General features: G+C 69.7%; 18 protein-coding genes. 14 read left to right on the top strand and 4 right to left on the bottom strand.

The features are described 5' to 3' along the window. Nucleotides 1-79 precede the first annotated feature (79 nt). The 5 genes from ACWA14_RS00825 to ACWA14_RS00805 all read left to right on the top strand — a co-directional run bounded on the left by ACWA14_RS00825 (nucleotide 80) and on the right by ACWA14_RS00805 (nucleotide 4,654). The gene (locus tag ACWA14_RS00825) at nucleotides 80-2,245 is read left to right on the top strand and encodes an alpha-galactosidase (protein WP_463795548.1); all 2,166 of its coding nucleotides are present in this window, start codon (nucleotides 80-82) and stop codon (nucleotides 2,243-2,245) included. Between the two features lie 129 nt (nucleotides 2,246-2,374). After that, entirely contained in the window at nucleotides 2,375-2,737 is a 363-nt protein-coding gene (locus tag ACWA14_RS00820) for a PadR family transcriptional regulator (RefSeq protein ID WP_463795547.1), read from the top strand. Nucleotides 2,738-2,739: 2 nt separating this feature from the next. Next, the gene (locus ACWA14_RS00815; protein ID WP_463795546.1) at nucleotides 2,740-3,111 is read left to right on the top strand and encodes a DUF1048 domain-containing protein; all 372 of its coding nucleotides are present in this window, start codon (nucleotides 2,740-2,742) and stop codon (nucleotides 3,109-3,111) included. Next, the gene (locus ACWA14_RS00810) at nucleotides 3,105-3,890 is read left to right on the top strand and encodes an ABC transporter ATP-binding protein (RefSeq protein WP_463797469.1); all 786 of its coding nucleotides are present in this window, start codon (nucleotides 3,105-3,107) and stop codon (nucleotides 3,888-3,890) included. Before ACWA14_RS00815 ends, ACWA14_RS00810 begins: the two co-directional genes overlap by 7 nt. Further along, on the top strand, nucleotides 3,887-4,654 hold the full coding sequence (locus ACWA14_RS00805) for an ABC transporter permease (RefSeq protein ID WP_463795545.1): 768 nt from the start codon (nucleotides 3,887-3,889) through the stop codon (nucleotides 4,652-4,654). The genes ACWA14_RS00810 and ACWA14_RS00805 overlap by 4 nt, the downstream gene beginning before the upstream one ends. 135 nt (nucleotides 4,655-4,789) lie before the next feature. Here the strand turns inward: ACWA14_RS00805 and ACWA14_RS00800 are convergent, their stop codons facing one another. From ACWA14_RS00800 to ACWA14_RS00785, 4 genes are all read right to left on the bottom strand, one after another. Then, entirely contained in the window at nucleotides 4,790-5,698 is a 909-nt protein-coding gene (locus tag ACWA14_RS00800; protein ID WP_463795544.1) for a glycine betaine ABC transporter substrate-binding protein, read from the bottom strand. Between the two features lie 93 nt (nucleotides 5,699-5,791). Next, nucleotides 5,792-6,760, bottom strand: a complete 969-nt coding sequence (locus tag ACWA14_RS00795) for an ABC transporter permease (protein WP_463795543.1) — start codon at nucleotides 6,758-6,760, stop codon at nucleotides 5,792-5,794. Continuing rightward, nucleotides 6,760-8,064, bottom strand: a complete 1,305-nt coding sequence (locus ACWA14_RS00790; protein WP_463795542.1) for a quaternary amine ABC transporter ATP-binding protein — start codon at nucleotides 8,062-8,064, stop codon at nucleotides 6,760-6,762. The genes ACWA14_RS00795 and ACWA14_RS00790 overlap by 1 nt, the downstream gene beginning before the upstream one ends. A gap of 362 nt (nucleotides 8,065-8,426) precedes the next feature. Then, nucleotides 8,427-9,566 (bottom strand): class I SAM-dependent methyltransferase, encoded by a 1,140-nt coding sequence (locus tag ACWA14_RS00785; protein WP_463795541.1) that lies wholly within the window; start codon nucleotides 9,564-9,566, stop codon nucleotides 8,427-8,429. 67 nt (nucleotides 9,567-9,633) lie between these two features. On the opposite strand from ACWA14_RS00785, the gene ACWA14_RS00780 reads away from it, so the two are divergent. The 9 genes from ACWA14_RS00780 (at nucleotide 9,634) to ACWA14_RS00740 (ending at nucleotide 17,476) form a co-directional block, all read left to right on the top strand. Then, entirely contained in the window at nucleotides 9,634-10,344 is a 711-nt protein-coding gene (locus ACWA14_RS00780; RefSeq protein WP_463795540.1) for a TetR/AcrR family transcriptional regulator, read from the top strand. Further along, a complete protein-coding gene (locus ACWA14_RS00775) occupies nucleotides 10,341-11,366 on the top strand; it encodes an ABC transporter ATP-binding protein (protein ID WP_463795539.1) in 1,026 nt (341 codons plus the stop codon). The genes ACWA14_RS00780 and ACWA14_RS00775 overlap by 4 nt, the downstream gene beginning before the upstream one ends. Beyond that, nucleotides 11,363-12,163, top strand: a complete 801-nt coding sequence (locus tag ACWA14_RS00770) for an ABC transporter permease subunit (RefSeq protein WP_463795538.1) — start codon at nucleotides 11,363-11,365, stop codon at nucleotides 12,161-12,163. Before ACWA14_RS00775 ends, ACWA14_RS00770 begins: the two co-directional genes overlap by 4 nt. Before the next feature lie 117 nt (nucleotides 12,164-12,280). Continuing rightward, entirely contained in the window at nucleotides 12,281-13,060 is a 780-nt protein-coding gene (locus ACWA14_RS00765; protein ID WP_463795537.1) for a carbon-nitrogen hydrolase family protein, read from the top strand. A 46-nt stretch (nucleotides 13,061-13,106) separates the two neighbouring features. After that, complete coding sequence (locus tag ACWA14_RS00760; RefSeq protein ID WP_463795536.1) at nucleotides 13,107-14,576, top strand: APC family permease; 1,470 nt, start codon at nucleotides 13,107-13,109, stop codon at nucleotides 14,574-14,576. Between the two features lie 48 nt (nucleotides 14,577-14,624). Beyond that, nucleotides 14,625-15,335, top strand: coding sequence for a FadR/GntR family transcriptional regulator (locus ACWA14_RS00755; protein ID WP_463795535.1), 711 nt, complete (start codon nucleotides 14,625-14,627; stop codon nucleotides 15,333-15,335). Nucleotides 15,336-15,462: 127 nt separating this feature from the next. Beyond that, nucleotides 15,463-15,870, top strand: a complete 408-nt coding sequence (locus tag ACWA14_RS00750; protein WP_463795534.1) for a GntR family transcriptional regulator — start codon at nucleotides 15,463-15,465, stop codon at nucleotides 15,868-15,870. After that, nucleotides 15,867-16,790, top strand: a complete 924-nt coding sequence (locus ACWA14_RS00745; protein WP_463795533.1) for an ABC transporter ATP-binding protein — start codon at nucleotides 15,867-15,869, stop codon at nucleotides 16,788-16,790. Before ACWA14_RS00750 ends, ACWA14_RS00745 begins: the two co-directional genes overlap by 4 nt. After that, on the top strand, nucleotides 16,790-17,476 hold the full coding sequence (locus tag ACWA14_RS00740; RefSeq protein WP_463795532.1) for a hypothetical protein: 687 nt from the start codon (nucleotides 16,790-16,792) through the stop codon (nucleotides 17,474-17,476). Before ACWA14_RS00745 ends, ACWA14_RS00740 begins: the two co-directional genes overlap by 1 nt. Nucleotides 17,477-17,487: the final 11 nt, after the last annotated feature.

Raw genomic sequence — 17,487 nt, 5'->3', positions numbered from 1 at the left:
AGTCAGCCTTTCGGACCACGGAACGCGACGAACGATCCTTCGGGTTGCGGTCTTCGACGAGAGTACGCATCATTAATTCATGACGTCAAGTATTCAGGATCGGGATGCTCGGAAAGGTGCGGCCGCCTCGATCGTGCACCTGCGGAACGGCGGCGTGAGCCTCCTGCTCGCACCCGATTCCTTCGGCGTGCCCTGCATCGTGCACTGGGGCGCCGCCCTGCGCGATGCGGATGTGCCCGGCCTGCTGGCCACCGCGAGTCCTGCCGTCATGAACAGCTCCTTCGACATCCCCCGGTCGTTCTCGGTCGCCGCAGGACGGGAGCACGGATGGTCGGGCACCCCGGCCCTCGAGGCCACCGACGACGCCCGGCCCATCGACGGGTTCTCGCTCGTCGATGAGGATTCCGATTCCTCGCACGCGCGCTTCGTCCTCGCCGACGCCGACTCCACCGTGCACGCGACGTTCTCCTACCTGCTCGACGACGCCGGTGTCCTGCACACCTCGATCGCGATCCAGAACATCAGCGCCGAGCGCCGCGTCGACGTGACCGCGGTGCGTTCCCTCCTCCCTCTGCCGGGCAGGGCCGTCGAGACCCTCGACTTCACCGGACGGTGGACCCACGAGCACCACCCCCAGCGCCTGTCCATCCAGGACGGCACGTGGACGCGCTCGTCACGTCGCGGACGCCCCGGCCACGACTCCTCGTTCCTCACGCTCGCCGGCACCGAGGGCTTCCGCTTCCGGAGTGGCGAGATCTGGGCCGCGCACGTCGCCTGGAGCGGGAACCAGGAGATGCGGGTCGAACGCCTGCCCGAGGGGGCGGGCGTGCACCGCGCCGTCCTCGGCGGCGGCGAACTGGTGGATGCCGCGGAGATCCGGCTGCAGCCCGGCGAGACCTACGCCGCGCCGGAGGTGGTCTTCGCCTGGAGCGCGGACGGGATCGACGGGGTCACGGCGCGGCTGCACGCCTCCATCCGCTCCCGCCCCGGCCACCCGCGGACGCCGCGCCCGCTGCTGCTGAACACGTGGGAGGCCGTCTACTTCGACCACGACCTGGAGACCCTCGACCGGCTCGCCACGACCGCGGCCGAGCTCGGCGTCGAGCGGTTCGTGCTCGACGACGGCTGGTTCCGCGGACGGCGCGGCGATCACGCCGGCCTCGGCGACTGGTACGTCGATGCCGACGTCTGGCCCGACGGCCTGAAGCCCCTGTCCGATCGCGTGCACGAGCTCGGCATGCAGTTCGGGCTCTGGTTCGAACCCGAGATGGTCAATCCCGACTCCGACCTGGCGCGACAGCATCCGGACTGGCTCCTGCGCGAATCGTCGTCGCTCGAATGGCGGCATCAGTTCGTCCTCGACCTGTCGCGCGACGACGTCGTGGCCTATCTCCTCGAGCGACTCGACCGGGTCATCGCGGAGAACGGCGTGGACTTCGTGAAGTGGGACCACAATCGCGACCTGCACGCCGCCGCGGGCGCGGGAGGCGCGCGCCGGGTGCACGCGCACACGCTCGGCTCCTACCGACTCCTGGACGAGCTCCGGCGACGGCATCCTCGTCTGGAGATCGAATCCTGCGCCAGCGGGGGCGCGCGCGCCGACCTCGGCGTACTGGCCCGCACGGATCGCATCTGGGCGTCCGACTGCAACGATCCGATCGAGCGCCAGCAGATCCAGCGCTGGACGCAGACCCTGCTCCCGCCCGAACTCATCGGTGCGCACGTCGGTCCGACGCAGTCGCACACCACGGACCGGCACGCCGACTTCTCGTTCCGCGCCGTCACCGCCCTGTTCGGGCACGCCGGACTCGAGTGGGACCTCTCCGCCACGACCGCCGCGGAGCGCGCGGCGATCGCGGCGTGGACGGCCCTCTACCGGGAGTTGCGCGGCCTGCTGCACACGGGCGTGACGGTGCGCGGTGACCACGTCGACCCCGGCGCCCTCCTCCACGGCATCGTGCGCCCCGACCGCAGCGAGGCCGTCTTCGCCTGGGTGCGCGTGGAGACGACCAGCTCGGCGAGCACGCCGCGGGTGCCGATCCCGGGGCTCGACCCGGAGGTCTCGTACCGGGTGCGCGTGCGCGAGGAGGTCGGCGCCGCGAGCCGTCACGAGGTCGCCGACCCCGCCTGGCTGCGGACCGGGGATGACCTCGTCTGCACCGGCGCGGTCCTGACCGAGGGAATTCCCCTGCCCCTGCTGAATCCCGGCCAGGCACTGCTCCTGCACCTCACCGCCGTCGACTAGCCGCCCGACCCGCCCCGCGGCGGATGCGCGACGCCTCCTCGGTACTCGGTGTTGCCACGTACCGGTACTCAGTGTTACTTTGTACCGGTACCCAGCAACACTGAGTACCGACCGCACGGGAGGAGCCCCATGGGCAAGCAGATGACCGAGATGCTCAAGGGCACCCTGGAGGGCATCGTCCTGGCCCTCCTCGCCGAGCAGCCGGCCTACGGATACGAGATCACCGCGCGAATCCGCGACCACGGATTCACCGACATCGCCGAAGGCACGATCTACGCACTCCTCGTGCGCATCGAGCAGAAGAGCCTCGTCGACGTCGAGAAGGTCCCCAGCGAGAAGGGTCCGCCGCGCAAGGTCTACACGCTCAACACGCAGGGGCATGCCGAGCTCGACGAGTTCTGGAGCACCTGGGCGTTCCTCGCGGGACGCATCGACCGGCTGAACTCCTCAGCACACGACACGCACGACACGACCGAGAGCACGGAGAACTGATCATGGCCGCGAAATGGATCGAAGCCCTCACCGGATCACTCGAGCAGAAGAAGCAGTACAAGCAGGCGATGGCGCGGCTGGATGCGCTGCCGGCGCCGTACCGCGAGGTCGCCCACGCCCAGCATCGCTACTCGATGTACTACGGCGGTATCACCGACGGTGACACGCTGGTGCAGATGTTCCTCGACCTCGCCGACCTGTGGGAGCGCGCCGCGATCGACGGCACCCCGGTCAGCGCGATCGTCGGCGACGACCCCGTCGAGTTCGCCGAGACCTACGCGCAGGCGTACGGCGGGAACCAGTGGATCGACAAGGAGCGCGCGCGCCTGATCGCGGCCGTCGACGAGGCCCGGAAGACGGAGCGGGAATCATGACCGCCGCCATCCGGGTGCGCGGCATCGAGAAGGCGTACGGAGACCTGCGCGTGCTGCGCGGCGTCGATCTCGACGTGGAGGCGGGCAGCATCGTCGCCCTGCTGGGCTCGAACGGGGCCGGCAAGACCACGCTGGTGCGCATCCTCGCCACGCTCGTGCGGGCGGATGCCGGAGAAGCCGCCGTGCAGGGGATCGATGTCGCCGACGACCCTCGGGGAGTGCGCGCGAGGATCAGCCTCACCGGGCAGTTCGCCGCGGTGGACGAGCTGCTGACCGGTCGCGAGAACCTCGTGCTCATCGCGAAGCTGCGACACCTGCCCGACACGGGGAGCATCGCCGACGAGCTGCTGGCGATGCTGGGACTGACGGATGCCGGGGGCCGCAGAGCCGGCACCTACTCGGGAGGCATGCGCCGCCGGCTCGACATCGCGATGAGCCTCGTGGGCGACCCCGAGGTGATCTACCTCGACGAGCCGACCACGGGCCTCGACCCCGAGGCCCGCCTGGAGGTGTGGGACATCGTGACACGGCTCGCGCACACCGGCACCACGGTGCTGCTCACCACGCAGTACCTCGACGAGGCGGAGCACCTGGCCGACCGCATCGCGATCCTGCACGAGGGGCGCATCATCGCGGACGGCACGCTCGCCGAGCTGAAGACGCTGCTCCCCGCCGCGACCGTCGAGTACGTCGAGAAGCAGCCGACGCTCGAGGAGATCTTCCTCTCCCTCGTCGGACCGCGCCCCGGCACCGCAACCGGAAAGGAGACCGCCGCATGAGCACGCACCTCGTCGCCGACACCGCGACGCTCACCGGTCGCTCGCTGCGGCACATCTTCCGCAGCCCCGACACCATCATCACCACAGCGGTCACCCCGATCGCCCTGATGCTGCTGTTCGTGTACGTCTTCGGCGGGGCGCTGCGCACGAGCACCGGCACCGAGAACTACGTGAACTACCTGCTCCCCGGCATCCTGCTCATCGCGATCTCCTCGGGCATCGCGTACACGGCGTTCCGGCTGTTCACCGACCTGCAGAGCGGGGTCGTCGACCGCTTCCACTCCATGCCGATCGCCCGGTCGAGCGTGCTGTGGGCGCATGTGCTGACGTCTCTCGTGGCGAACAGCGTCACGCTCGTGATCATCTTCGCGGTCGGGTTCGTGATGGGCTTCCGCACCGGGGCGAGTCCGCTCGCGTGGCTCGCCGTGATCGGCATCCTGCTGCTGTTCACGCTGGCGCTCACCTGGCTCGCGATCATCGCCGGGCTCACCGCCCGCACGGTCGACGGCGCCAGCGCGTTCTCGTACCCGCTCATCTTCCTGCCGTTCATCAGCTCGGCCTTCGTGCCCACCGACACGATGCCGGGTCCCGTGCGCTGGTTCGCCGAGAACCAGCCGGTGACCTCGATCGTGAACACGATCCAGGCGCTGTTCGCGGGGGAACCGGTCGGCGCCGACATCGGCCTCGCGCTCGCCTGGTGCCTCGGCATCCTGCTCGTGGGCTGCGTGTTCGCCCTGCTCGCCTACCGCCGCAAGGTGCGCTGAGCCCGCCTTCCCCTCCCCCGACCCGGCTCCCTGATCCCGTTCGGGAGGTGAAAACGCCGATGGGCGGAGGATTCGCAGTGAATCCTCCGCCCATCGGAGAGAAGTCCGCCCAAGCCCCGGGCGGGCGACGTGAGGTCAGCTGGTGGCGACCCAGTCGAACTGGTCGCCGTACTCCTCGAGCCACGCGTCGACGGCCTCTGCTTCGTTGCCCTCGCCGTACTCGTTGACGACCAGGTCTTCCAGCGCGCCGTACTGCTCGTCGTCGAGCTTGATCTTCTCGATCAGCTCAGCGGCCTCGGGGAACTCCTCGGCGAAGCCCTTGGTGCCGAGGAAGTGCAGTCCCTCGGCCTCGCCCATGGCGCCCTGGGGGTCTTCGAGGTCCTTCATGCCGAAGGCGTCGTTAGCCCAGAACGGACGCCACAGCGTCACGACGAGGTCTTCCTGCTTGTCGGTGGCGGTCTTGAGCTCGGTGAGCATCGCCGCGGTCGACGAGGTGACGAGCTGGTACTCGCCCTCGAGTCCGTACGCCGGGATCATCTTCTCGGTCTGCGCGGTGAGACCGGCGCCCGGCTCGATGCCGATGATCTTGCCGTCGAACTCCGCGCCCTTGCCCTGGAGGTCCTCGATCGAGGTGAGCTCGGAGTACTCCGGCACCGCGAGCGTGAGCTTGGCGTTGTCGTAGTAGGTGCCGATGTCCTCGATGTCGTCGCCGTACGTCTTCATGTACTCGGCGTGCGTGAGCTCGGGCCAGGCCGACGGGTACATGTCGACATCGCCCTGGGCGAGGCCGGTGTAGAGGGGGCCCGCCTCGGTCAGCGTCTTCATCTCGACCGTGTAGCCGATCTTCTCGAGCTGGTCCTGCAGCAGGTACGCGGTGCTCAGACCGTCGGTCCACGAGGGGAGGAAGCCGAGCGTGATGGTGCCCTTGCTCTCGGCGTCGCCGCCACCGGAGTTCGTGCCGCCGGCACCGTCTCCGCTGCAGCCGGCGAGGGCGAGGGTGGTCGCGACGCCGAGCGCCGTGATCGTCAGGATGTTCTTCTTCATGTGTGTCTCTCCTGGTTCCGTATAGGTGTCGTTCTGGTGTTCCCTGCGGTGATGCGTGCTGTGTCGTACTGGTGCGTCAGGGAAGTTCGGGGGTCACTGGGCGGCGACGGGGGTCCGTCGCGGCGAGGCCTTCATGCGCTCGGCCTCGGCGGAAGCATCGCCGTGATCGTCGGGCGTGTGGCCGTCGCGGCGCTTGGTGCGGCGCGAGATCATCGCGATCAGCGACGACGGGTTCTGGCCCGCCGCGCCGAGTGCCGCGGTGACGCGGTCGAGGAAGACGGCGATGAGCACGACGCCCAGACCGGCCTCGACGCCCTTGGGGATGTTGATGGTCGAGATCGCCTCGACGACCATCTTCCCGAGGCCGTCGGCGCCCGCCATGCCGGCGATGACCGCCATCGACAGGGCGAGCATGATGACCTGGTTGACGCCGGCCATGATGGTCGGCATCGCGAGGGGCAGCTGGATGCCGCGCAGGATCTGTCCCGGCTTGGCGCCGAAGGCGTGTCCGGCCTCGACCGTCTCGGAGTCGACGCCGCGGATGCCGAGTTCGGTCAGTCGAACGCCCGGAGGCAGCGCGAAGATCACGGTGGCGACGAGACCGGGGACGACCCCGATGCCGAAGAACACGATCGCCGGGATCAGGTACACGAAGGCCGGCATCGTCTGCATGAAGTCGAGCACGGGCTTGAGCACGGCGCGGACCGTGGCGTTGCGCGCCGACCAGATGCCCAGGGGCACGGCGATCAGCACGGCGACGACGGCCGCGACGAGCACGAGCGCGAGCGTCTGCATCGCCGGGACCCACAGATCCATGGCGACGACGAGGCCGAACGACACGATCGTGCCGAGCGCGAGCTGCCACGAGCGGACCAGCCACGCGATGAGCGCCGCGATCACGATGATCACGGCGAAGTGCGGGGTGAGCAGGGCGCTCGTGAGACCGTCGACGAGGAACGTGACGATGAACGACACGACATCGAGCAGACCGTCGAGGTTCTGCTTGATCCAGTCGACGCCCGAGGCGACCCAGGTCCCCAGGGGAATGCGGAAACCATCCATCAGCGCACCTCTTCCGTGTTCGTGGTCGAGACCGGCGGTTCGGCGGTCCATCCGTCATCCAGCACCGCATCGATCTCGGCCTGCGGCATGGGCACCAGCGGCAACGTGAGCTCGCCGGTCGCTCCGGGGCCGGGGCCCAGCGCGGCGAGCAGCGTCACACGGGGGATCACACCGGTCAGACGCCCCTCGGCATCCGTCACGGCCAGTGGCAGCGGCGACTCGACGGAGGGCACGAACAGGTTCATGAGCACCTCGTCCTCGCTCACGCTCTGCGGCACGGGCTTGATGACGCCGCGGAGCGTGGAGGTGCCGTTGCGCACGAGCTTGACGGCATCGCGGTCGGTCACGATGCCGAGCAGCTTGCGGTCGCGGCCGGTCACGTACGTGGCCGACATGTAGGCGTCGCGCATCTGGCGGAGCGCCGTGCGGGGGCCGGCGGTGTCGGCGACGACGGGGCGCGCGCGCTCCATGACGTTCGCGGCGGTGAGCACGCGGGCGCGGTCGACGTCCTGCACGAACTGCTCGACGTAGTCGTTGGCCGGGTCGGTCAGGATGTCTTCCGGCGTGCCGATCTGCACGATGCGGCCGTCGCGCATCACGGCGATGCGGTCGCCGAGGAACATCGCCTCGTTGAGGTCGTGGGTGATGAAGACGATCGTCTTCTGGAGCTTCTGCTGCAGCTCGAGCAGCTGCTCCTGCATCTCGCGGCGGATGAGCGGGTCGAGCGCGCTGAACGCCTCGTCCATGAGCAGGATGTCGCTGTCGGCCGCGAGCGCGCGGGCGATGCCGACGCGCTGCTGCATGCCGCCGGACAGCTCGGAGGGGAGCTTGTCCGCCTGGCCGTCGAGGCCCACCAGGGTGAGGATCTCCTCGGCCTTGGCGAGGCGCTCGGCCTTGCCGATGCCCTTGAGCTCGAGCGGGTAGGCGACGTTCGCGGCGACCGTGCGGTGCGGCAGCAGGGCGAAGTGCTGGAAGACCATGGAGATGCGGTCGCGGCGGATCTCGCGCAGCCGGGAACCGGGGATGCCGGTGATCGCGTCGCCGTTCACGATGACGGATCCGTCGGAGGCCTCGTGCAGCCCGTTGAGCATGCGGATGATCGTGGATTTGCCGGAGCCGGAGAGGCCCATGATCACGAAGATCTCGCCGCGGTTGACGGTGAAACTCGCATCGATGACGGCGGCGGTTCCCGCGTCGGAGATCTCGGCTCTGCTCTCACCGGCCTTCAGCCGCCGGACGGCGGTGTTCGGATTCTTCCCGAACACCTTGTACAGATTGCGCGCTTCAAGTGCGATTTCGGACACGTTTCCCCTGCGGCTCGCCTTCGGGTGGCGGAGCCTGCTTCGGTTACGCCCGGGTGAGACTCACGAGGCCGTTCGACATGACTGCTGTGGCGGCACAGGCGGCGGATTCGGTTCCACCGCAGAGAGCATCGACCGTACGTCCACGCCTCTTCGCAGCACAGCTCATCGAAAGAAGGACGTGGCCGCGGACTGGTCTTCGGGCCGAAAGGCCCGCAGACCAACGTAACGAAATGCCCGGTCAGGGGCAAATCCGGGGCCGGCGGGCCGGTCGGGAATCGTCGTCTGACCGGGGAATTGCACAGCAGATTCATCATTGTCAGCGCGGCGGGTCGATGCGACAATGTCCCGCTCGCTCGGGCGGATCAGCCGCGACGGATGCTCCGCGTCACGGTGAACTTGGGCGTACGGCGCAGCTGCACGGTCTCCCCGATCGACCGGCTCAGTTCGCCGCGGTATCCGAGCGCGGAATTGAACACCGTGTAGAGCTCGCCGCCGGGTCGCAGCACCCGCGCCGCGGCCTCGAACAGGCGCGTCGCGGCACCGGTGTGCACACTGGCGCCGAGGTGGAACGGCGGGTTCAGCAGCACGACGTCGGCGCTCGCGGGGGCGATCTCCGACGCGGCGTCGTCGTGGGTCACGGTGATGCGCGGGGCGAGCCCGTTCGCCGCCACCGTCGCGCGCGCCGACGCCACCGCCGCCGCCGAGCGATCGGTCGCGATCACCCGGGCCTCGGGGTGCGCCAGGGCATAGGCCACGGCGAGCGCCCCGGTGCCGCAGCCCAGGTCGACGACGGTCGGCCCTGCGGCGCGGTCTCCGGCGTGCAGACGCGTATCGGCGAGCACCTCCAGCAGCACGCGGGTGCCGATGTCGATCCTGGCGCCCGCGAAGGCGCCGCCGAATGCCGCGAGCGTGAACCCCTCGTGCTGCGCGAGCACGGGGAAGGGCGGCTGCTCGGGCACGGGCAGCCGGTCCGCCGCGACGATCAGCCGCGACTTGCGGGCGGCCCGTTCGGCCTGCACGCGCCCGAACCGACCGGCGAGGACCTCGTTCTGCGCGAGGGTCATGTGCTTGACGCGGCCTCCCGCGACCAGCACCACGTCGGGTGCGGCGTACCGCGCCACGGCGTCGGCGATCTGCTCGAGCTCGGCGAGCGACTTCGGCAGCTGCAGCAGCACGAGCCGGGCGCCGGCGAGCAGGTCGGCGTCGAGCTCGTGCGGGGTGAAGTCGTCGGGCGCGGCAACACCGAGCTCCCGGGCGTTGCGCTCCAGCGCCCGTCGCCCGGTGGCGAGGTCCTGGTGCACGCGGATGCCGCGGACACCGGCGGCCGCGAGAGCCAGGGTCACCGCACCGTACTCGTCGCCGATCACAGCGATCTCCGCCCCGGGGACGTCGAGCTCGCGCGCCCGGTCGACGAGCAGCAGATCCGTCGCGTCGAACGCCTGCAGGTTCTCGGCCTCGACATCGGGCCACCGGCGCAGATGACTGTAGGAGAACTCCGGCACCTGTTCACTGTACGCGCTGGGCCGGACCCTCTTGACGCCGACCGAACAGGTGTTTAGCATGCTGTACATGCGTTCAGCATCCGACGACCTGACCGGGCGGGCCCGTATCCGCGACGCCGCCATCGACGCCTTCGCCCGCGACGGCTTCGGCCGGGTGAGCCTGCGCCAGATCGCTCGGGAGGCCGGGGTGAGCCCCGCCCTGATCGTGCACCATTTCGGCGACAAGGAGAGCCTCCGCGCCGCGTGCGACGAGCACGTCGTGAACGCGGTGCTGCGCGACAAGCAGGACCTGGGGTCGTCGGCCGCCCCCGACCTGCTGCGCGCCGCCCTCGACGAGATCGGCAGCCAGGCGGTCTACATCGACTACCTCTCGCACATGCTCGTCGACGACTCGGCCTCCGCCGACGCGCTCTTCGACCTGCTGCTGCAGGCGACCCGCGACTCCCTGGCGGCGCAGACCGCGGCCGGGATGCTGCGCCCCAGCGACGATCCCGAGGCCTCCGCGGTGCTGCTCACGCTGTACGGCCTCGGCCCGGTCATGCTGCGTCGCCAGTTCGCCCGCGCGTTCGGGGGCGAACGCCTCACGGTGGCCATGATGGAACGCGCCACCCTCCCCATGCTCGAGGTCTTCACGCACGGCATGTACGCCGACGACCGGATGCTGGTCGCGGCGCGCGAAGCCCTCGCCCGCGACCGGGGCCCCGGCGCGGATGCCGACACCGACGAGGCCCCCGGGTCCGCCCCCGAGCCGGCCCCCCGAGAGGAGCAGGCGCCATGAACCGACGAACCGAGCCCGCGGCCATCGACATCCGTGGATTGACCAAGCGATACGGCCGGCACACGGCGCTGCACGGCCTCGATCTGCGCGTGACCCCGGGGAGCGTGTTCGGCCTGATCGGCCCGAACGGCGCCGGCAAGACCACGACGCTGCGCACGCTGGTCGACATCATCCGTCCGACCTCCGGCACCGCGCGGGTGCTCGGCGAGGACCCCCGGCAGGGCGGCGCGGCGCTGCGTCGACGCATCGGCTACGTGCCGGGCGAGCTGCACCTGGACGGACGATTCTCCGGTCAGCGGATGCTGTCCTTCTACGCGGAGGCGTCGGGGCCGGTCGACCCCCGCGCCGTGCACGTGCTCGCCGAGCGGCTGGGCGTCGACCTCACGCGTCCCGTGCGCACGCTCTCGAAGGGCAACAAGCAGAAGCTCGGGCTCATCCAGGCCTTCATGCACCGCCCGGAGCTGCTGATCCTCGACGAGCCCACCAGCGGACTCGACCCCCTCGTCCAGCGCGAGTTCCTGCGCATGGTGCACGAGGCGCGGGAAGCCGGCCAGACCGTGCTGCTCAGCTCGCACGTGCTCAGCGAGATCCAGCAGACCGCCGACGAGGTCGCGGTGCTCGCGAACGGACGCATCGTGGCCGACGGCGATGTCTCGTCCCTGCGACTGGGGTCGATCCGACGGGTGCGCGCCGGGATCGCGACGACGGACGCCGCGGCCGCCCGCGCCCGCTTCGCGCAACTGCCGGGGCTGAGCGGTCTCGAACTGCGGGAGGCCGACGGCATCCTCCGCCTCGCGGCGACCGTCGACGGCGCGATCGATCCGTTCGTGAAGGCGCTCGCCCCGTTCGAGGTGCGCGACCTGACCGTCGAGGAGCCCGATCTGGAGGAGTCGGTGCTGCGGCTCTACGGCGAGGAGTCCGCCTCCGCGCATCCCGACGCCGCGCATCCCACCGACGCCGCAGCATCCCTGAGCGCCTCCCCGACCCGACGAACGCGTCGCGACAGAAAGGGGCAGCGATGAACGGCATCCTGCCGGTGTTCCGGCGCTCCGTGCGCGAATCGTGGCGGAGCCTGCTCGGCTGGACGCTCGGCATCACCGCCGTGCTGTTCCTGTACCTGCCGCTGTATCCGAGTCTCGGGGGCGGCGGGCAACTCGAGACCATCATCTCCTCCTTGCCGAAGGAACTCGTCGACACCCTGGGATACGACCAGATCGCGACGGGCGCCGGCTATGCGCAGAGCACGTTCTTCGGCCTCATCGGCTTCCTGCTGTTCACGATCGCCGCGGTGATCTGGGGATCGGCGGCCCTCGCCGGCGCGGAGGAGAGCGGACGCGCCGAGCTCGACCTCGCGCACGGCATCGGCCGCGCGCAGTACGCCCTCGAGTCCGCCCTGGCCGTGCTCGTGCGGCTGGTGTGGCTGGGGATCGTCGCAGGACTCGTCGTCGGGGGTCTGAACGGACCGTCCGACCTCGGTCTCGAAGGCTGGCGCATCGTGGGGGCGAGCGCCGCACTGACCGGACTCGCGTTCCTCACGGCCGCCGCCGCCCTGCTCGCCGGCGCGGCGACGGGCCGCCGCATCGGGGCGACGGGAGTGGGCGCCGGGATCGCGGTGATCGGATACATCCTCCAGGCGCTCTCCCGGCAGTCGGCTGACCTCGAGTGGCTGTCCGCATTGTCGCCCTACGCCTGGGTGTATCACCGGCCACCTCTGGCCGAGGGCGTCGACCTCGGCGGACTGGCGTTGACCTGGGGTCTGGCACTCGTGTTCGTGGCGGCATCGGCCTTCGCGCTGCGCGCCCGCGACCTCCGCGGCTGACCCGCTCCCGACGCGCCCCCTCTTGCGGAGGAAACAGGATCGACACACAATGGTCATCTAATAGATCAAATTGATCTGTTTGATAGGTGCAACGACGCACCCGAGGGAGACTCCCGCATGACCCTGACCATCGCCGGCCTGCAGCACCCCGGCATCCCCGGTGATGTCGACGCGAACCTCGCGATCATCGCGGCTGCCGCCCGCGACGCCGCGCAGCAGGGCGCCCGCGTGCTCGTGACGCCCGAGATGTTCGTGACGGGCTACAACATCGGCGCCCGGCTCGCCGAGCTCGCGTCACCGGAGCTGGTCGATCGGGTCGCCGCGATCGCGGCCGAGGTCGGGATCGCCCTCATCGCCGGCCTTCCCGAACAGCATCCCGACGGCGGGATCACGAACTCGCTCGTCGTGATCGACCGAGACGGCGCCGAGCTGCTCCGCTACCGCAAGACGCACCTGTTCGGCGACCTCGACCGCAGCCTGTTCGTGGCGGGCGCGAGCCTGCCGAGCACCTTCGCGATCGACGCGGTGACCCTGTCCGTGCTCATCTGCTACGACGTGGAGTTCCCCGAGACGGTGCGCGCCGCCGCACTGCAGGGAGCGGATGCCGTGATCGTCCCCACCGCACAGATGGAGCCGTTCGCGCACATCGCCGAACGGCTGATCCCCGTGCGCGCCTGGGAGAACCAGATCCACGTCGTGTACGTCAACCGCGTCGGCGGTGAAGGCGAGCTGACCTACGTCGGCCGCAGCAGCATCGTCTCCCCGGACGGCGTCACCCTCGCCGCCCTCGGCCCCACCGACACCGGACTCCTGATCGCCACGATCGATCCCGAGGCCACCCGGCGCGCGCGCCGCGAGAACCCGTACCTCGCCGACCGCCGCACCGACCTGTACTGACTCCACTCGCCGCATCCGCTCCGGATGCTCCGTCGAAAGTGACCTCATGACCGTCTCCCCTCTCACCGAGCCGCGCCAGCGCCTCGACGGCCAACTCGGCACCGGCGCGATCGTCTTCATGGTGATCGCCGCCGCGGCGCCCCTCACCGTGATCGGCGGCAACGTGCCCATCGCGATCGGTGCCGGGAACGGCCCGGGCGCACCGATCGGGTTCGCGCTCGCGGCCGTCATCCTGCTGGTCTTCTCGGTCGGCTTCGTCACGATGACGCCGTTCGTGAAGGAGGCCGGTGCGTTCTTCTCCTATGTCACCGCCGGCCTCGGATCACGGCTCGGGCTCGGTTCCGCCTTCACCGCACTGGTCGCCTACACGGCCATCCAGGTGGGGATCTACGGCTACATGGGTTGGGCCGTCGACGACCTCGTGACGTTCTTCGGCGGCCCGAGCCTGCCGTGGTGGCTCTACTCCTTCGCGACCATGGCGATCGTCGCGGTGCTCGGATACCGGCACATCGATCTGAGCGCCAAGGTGCTCGGAGTGGCGCTGGCCCTCGAGATCCTGGTCGTCGTCGTGCTCGACGTCGTGATCATCGCCACGGGCGGCGCCGAGGGCATCGCCCTCGAGACCTTCGATCCGGCGTACGTGTTCTCGGGCGGGATCGGCGTGGCCGTGCTGTTCGCCCTGACCGGGTTCATCGGCTTCGAGGCGACCGCCGTCTTCCGCGATGAAGCGCGTTCGCCCGAGCGGACCATCCCCCGGGCGACGTATCTCGCGGTGATCATCATCGGCGTCTTCTACGCCGTCTCGTGCTGGGCCCTGGTGATGGGTGTCGGTGCCGGCAATGTCGTGGCCGTCGCCCAGCAGACGCTCGCCGGCGAGGGCAACCTGCTCCTCGACACCACCACGCAGTACCTCGGACCGATCGTCCGTGACGTCGTGCAGGTGCTCCTGGTCACCAGCCTCTTCGCGTGCGTCCTCTCGTTCCACAACGTGATCGCCCGCTACCAGTTCACCCTCGCGCACAAGTCGGTGCTGCCCGCACGCCTCGGCCGTCGCCATGCCTCCCACCACTCGCCGGCGTTCTCCTCGGTGGTGCAGACCATCACCGCGGCGATCATCCTCGCCGTGCTCGCCCTGCTCGGCCTCGACCCGCTCGTCGGCGTGTTCGGCTCGATGGCCGGCGTCGCCACGGTCGGCATGGTGCTGCTGATGCTCACGACATCCGTCGCGGTCCTGGTGTTCTTCGCGCGGCGCCCCGAGCTCGCCGCCGGAAGGGTGGGCAGGGCGCGGGTGTTCCCCGTGCTCTCGGTGCTCGGTCTCGCCTTCGCCCTGTGGCTCGTGCTCTCGAACTTCACCCTCGTCACGGGCGGAAGCCCGGCCGTGAGCACTGCGCTCGCACTCATCCCCGTGATCGCCATGGTGATCGGTATCGTGTGGGGCAAGCGGTTCTCCCTCGATCCTGAATCGGGCGCGAGCGCCGCCGCATCGGGCGACGCGGAGGAGAGCGTGGCGCGCTGAGCCGGACATCCGGTCTCGACCGGTGCCGACCCGAGACGAGCACACAGGATGGATCTGGCCTCCCCGGCGCTCGGAGCGATCCGTCGCACGACCGCCGTCGACACCGTGCGGGCGCGGATCTCGCTCGCCGTCGAGCTCGGCATGCTCGCCCCCGGACAGCGCCTCCCCGGGACCGATGACACCGCTCGCGCCTTCGATGTGAGCGAGATGACCGTGCGCCGCGCCTACCGGGCGTTGAGCGAGGAGGGGGTGGTGGTGCGCCGGCCCGGCCACGCGGGCGGCACCTTCATCGCCGACGCACCGGCCGTCGGCACCGTCGCCTCGATCGACGCCTACCGGGCCGATGCGGCCCATGTGCACGCGCTCATCGACCAGCGCGCGGTGCTCGAAGCCGGGCTGGCGGCCCTCGCGAGCGGATCCCCCGACGCCGCGCAGCTCGCGAGGCTCGAGGAGCTCGTCGAGGAGATGCGGGTCACCCCCGATTGGACGGGGTTCCGCACCGCCGACGCGGAGTTCCACGACGTGCTCGCCCGCATCGCCGGGACCGACGGCGCGGTGGAGCTGCATCATCGCGTCACCCACGAGCTGTACGCCTACTTCATCCCTTACCGGATCGACTACCTGCGGGCGTCGAACGACGAGCACGCGCAGCTCGTCGCCGCGCTCCGCGCCGGCGATGCCGGCACCGCGAGCGCATTGGCGTTCGCCCACGTCGCCGAGCTGCACGGCTCGATGTACGTCGGGCATCCGCGGGTCTGACGGCGTCCGTCGCGTCCGCCCCCTCGGCGGCGGGCCCTTCACCGCGCCCGTCGGAGGGTGCTCTTGACACGACTCGGGTTACGTGGTTAGTTACTCATGTAAGTAACCACGTAACCACGGAGGCCCTGTGATCGACGAAGGCAAGCCGCTCTTCCTCCAGATCGCCGAGCAGATCGAGGACTCCATCCTCGACGGCTCGCTCGACGAGGAGACCCAGGCTCCGTCGACCAACGAGCTCGCCGGGTTCTACCGGATCAACCCCGCCACCGCGGCGAAGGGAGTCGCCATGCTCACCGACAAGGGAGTGCTGTACAAGCGCCGCGGCATCGGCATGTTCGTCGCCGCCGGCGCCAAGGACCTGCTCCTCGGCGAGCGCCGCGCGGCCTTCGCCGACCGCTATCTCGACCCGCTCCTCGCCGAGGCCCGCACGCTCGGCCTCAGCGCCGACGACCTCGCCGACCTCCTCCGCCGGCGCGCGAGCGACGCCGGCACCGACACGACCGCCCCCACCGCAGAAGGGAAGAACCCCGCATGACCGCCGTCATCGAGGTGCAGAACCTCACCAAGCGCTACAAGAACAAGAACGCCCTCGACGATGTGTCGCTCTCCCTCGAAGGCGGCGCGATCTACGGCCTGCTCGGCCGCAACGGCGCCGGCAAGACGACGCTGATGTCGATCCTCACCGCGCAGAACTTCGAGTCTTCCGGCACCGTGCGAGTGTTCGGCGAGCATCCGTACGAGAACGCCCGCGTGCTCGGGCGCATCTGCTTCGTCCGCGAGAGCCAGAAGTACCCGGACGACGCCCGCCCCGCCCACGCGTTCAAGGCCGCGAGCCTGTTCTTCCCGAACTGGGACCAGCGTCTGGCCGACGAGCTCATCGCCGAGTTCCAGCTGCCGATGACGCAGACGATCAAGAAGCTCTCCCGCGGCCAGCTCTCCGCCGTCGGCGTGATCATCGGACTCGCCTCCCGCGCCGAGATCACCTTCTTCGACGAGCCGTACCTCGGCCTCGACGCGGTCGCCCGGCAGATCTTCTACGACCGCCTGCTCGAGGACTACGCCGCGCATCCGCGCACGATCATCCTCTCGTCGCACCTGATCGACGAGGTCTCGAACCTGATCGAGAAGGTCATCGTGATCGACGACGGGCGGATCCTCCTGAACGAGGACACGGATGCCGTCCGCGATCGCGCCGTGACCGTGGTGGGCGACGCCGCGAAGGTCGACGCCTGGGTGGGCGGACGCGAGATCCTGCACCGGGAGGCGCTCGGCCGCGTGGCCTCCGTCACCGTGCTGGGTTCGCTCTCGCCCGCCGAGCGGGCCGAGGTCACGGCGGCGGGGCTCGACCTCGCGCCGGTCTCGCTGCAGCAGCTCGTGGTGCGGCTCACGCAGAAGGCCGAACACGACACGGGCAGCACCCCGAGAGCCGCCACCACGAGGAAGGGAGTCCGCTGATGCGACGCACACTCAACGTCATCCGCCTGCAGATGATCAACAGGGGCACCTTCCTCTGGTATCCGCTGATGATCCTCGGTGCGGCCGTGCTCATCTCGGTGCTGATCTACGCCATGATCCCGGGCGATGCCCCCAAGTACGGCGGCGGCGGTCAAGCCCCGCTGTGGTACTTCTTCGCGATCGGGATGTCGGCGATGACCCTCACCTTCCCGTTCTCGCAGGCCATGAGCATCACGCGTCGGGAGTTCTTCTTCGGCACGCTCCTCACCGCGATCCTCGGCAGCACGATCATGGGCGTGCTGTTCCTGATCGGCGGCGGCATCGAGCTCCTCACCGACGGCTACGGCCTGAACGGCTACCTCTTCCACCTGCCGTGGCTGTGGGATGCCGGTCCCCTCGGCGCCTTCGTGGTGTACTTCACGCTCGCGATGTTCTTCTTCGTGGTCGGCTTCACCGGCGCGACGATCTACAAGAGCTGGGGCCAGCTGGTGCTGATCATCGTGAGCGTGGTGCTGACGCTCGCGCTCGTCGGACTCGTGTTCCTGGCCAACCGCCTCGCCCTCTGGCCGCACGTCGGCGCCACGATCAACGACCTCGGGGCTCTCGGTCTCGCGCTGTGGGGGCTCGTCATCACGGCCGTGCTCACGGGCGTCTCGTTCCTCGCCTTCCGGCGGACGATCCCCTGAGCCGACCCCGT

This window comes from Microbacterium sp. TW_SC_2, from assembly GCF_055361165.1.
The sequence above is the reverse complement of the archived record's forward strand: the minus strand, read 5'-3'. Positions and strand labels throughout refer to the sequence as shown.

Bases quoted from the DNA above. Each gene is read 5' to 3' on its own strand.
- ACWA14_RS00800 (WP_463795544.1), bottom strand. From the start codon at position 5,698: ATGAAGAAGAACATCCTGACGATCACGGCGCTCGGCGTCGCGACCACC.
- ACWA14_RS00740 (WP_463795532.1), top strand. From the start codon at position 16,790: ATGCGACGCACACTCAACGTCATCCGCCTGCAGATGATCAACAGGGGC.
- ACWA14_RS00815 (WP_463795546.1), top strand. From the start codon at position 2,740: ATGGCCGCGAAATGGATCGAAGCCCTCACCGGATCACTCGAGCAGAAG.
- ACWA14_RS00755 (WP_463795535.1), top strand. From the start codon at position 14,625: ATGGATCTGGCCTCCCCGGCGCTCGGAGCGATCCGTCGCACGACCGCC.
- ACWA14_RS00765 (WP_463795537.1), top strand. From the start codon at position 12,281: ATGACCCTGACCATCGCCGGCCTGCAGCACCCCGGCATCCCCGGTGAT.
- ACWA14_RS00820 (WP_463795547.1), top strand. From the start codon at position 2,375: ATGGGCAAGCAGATGACCGAGATGCTCAAGGGCACCCTGGAGGGCATC.
- ACWA14_RS00745 (WP_463795533.1), top strand. From the start codon at position 15,867: ATGACCGCCGTCATCGAGGTGCAGAACCTCACCAAGCGCTACAAGAAC.
- ACWA14_RS00775 (WP_463795539.1), top strand. From the start codon at position 10,341: ATGAACCGACGAACCGAGCCCGCGGCCATCGACATCCGTGGATTGACC.
- ACWA14_RS00770 (WP_463795538.1), top strand. From the start codon at position 11,363: ATGAACGGCATCCTGCCGGTGTTCCGGCGCTCCGTGCGCGAATCGTGG.
- ACWA14_RS00825 (WP_463795548.1), top strand. From the start codon at position 80: ATGACGTCAAGTATTCAGGATCGGGATGCTCGGAAAGGTGCGGCCGCC.
- ACWA14_RS00795 (WP_463795543.1), bottom strand. From the start codon at position 6,760: ATGGATGGTTTCCGCATTCCCCTGGGGACCTGGGTCGCCTCGGGCGTC.
- ACWA14_RS00760 (WP_463795536.1), top strand. From the start codon at position 13,107: ATGACCGTCTCCCCTCTCACCGAGCCGCGCCAGCGCCTCGACGGCCAA.
- ACWA14_RS00805 (WP_463795545.1), top strand. From the start codon at position 3,887: ATGAGCACGCACCTCGTCGCCGACACCGCGACGCTCACCGGTCGCTCG.
- ACWA14_RS00780 (WP_463795540.1), top strand. From the start codon at position 9,634: ATGCGTTCAGCATCCGACGACCTGACCGGGCGGGCCCGTATCCGCGAC.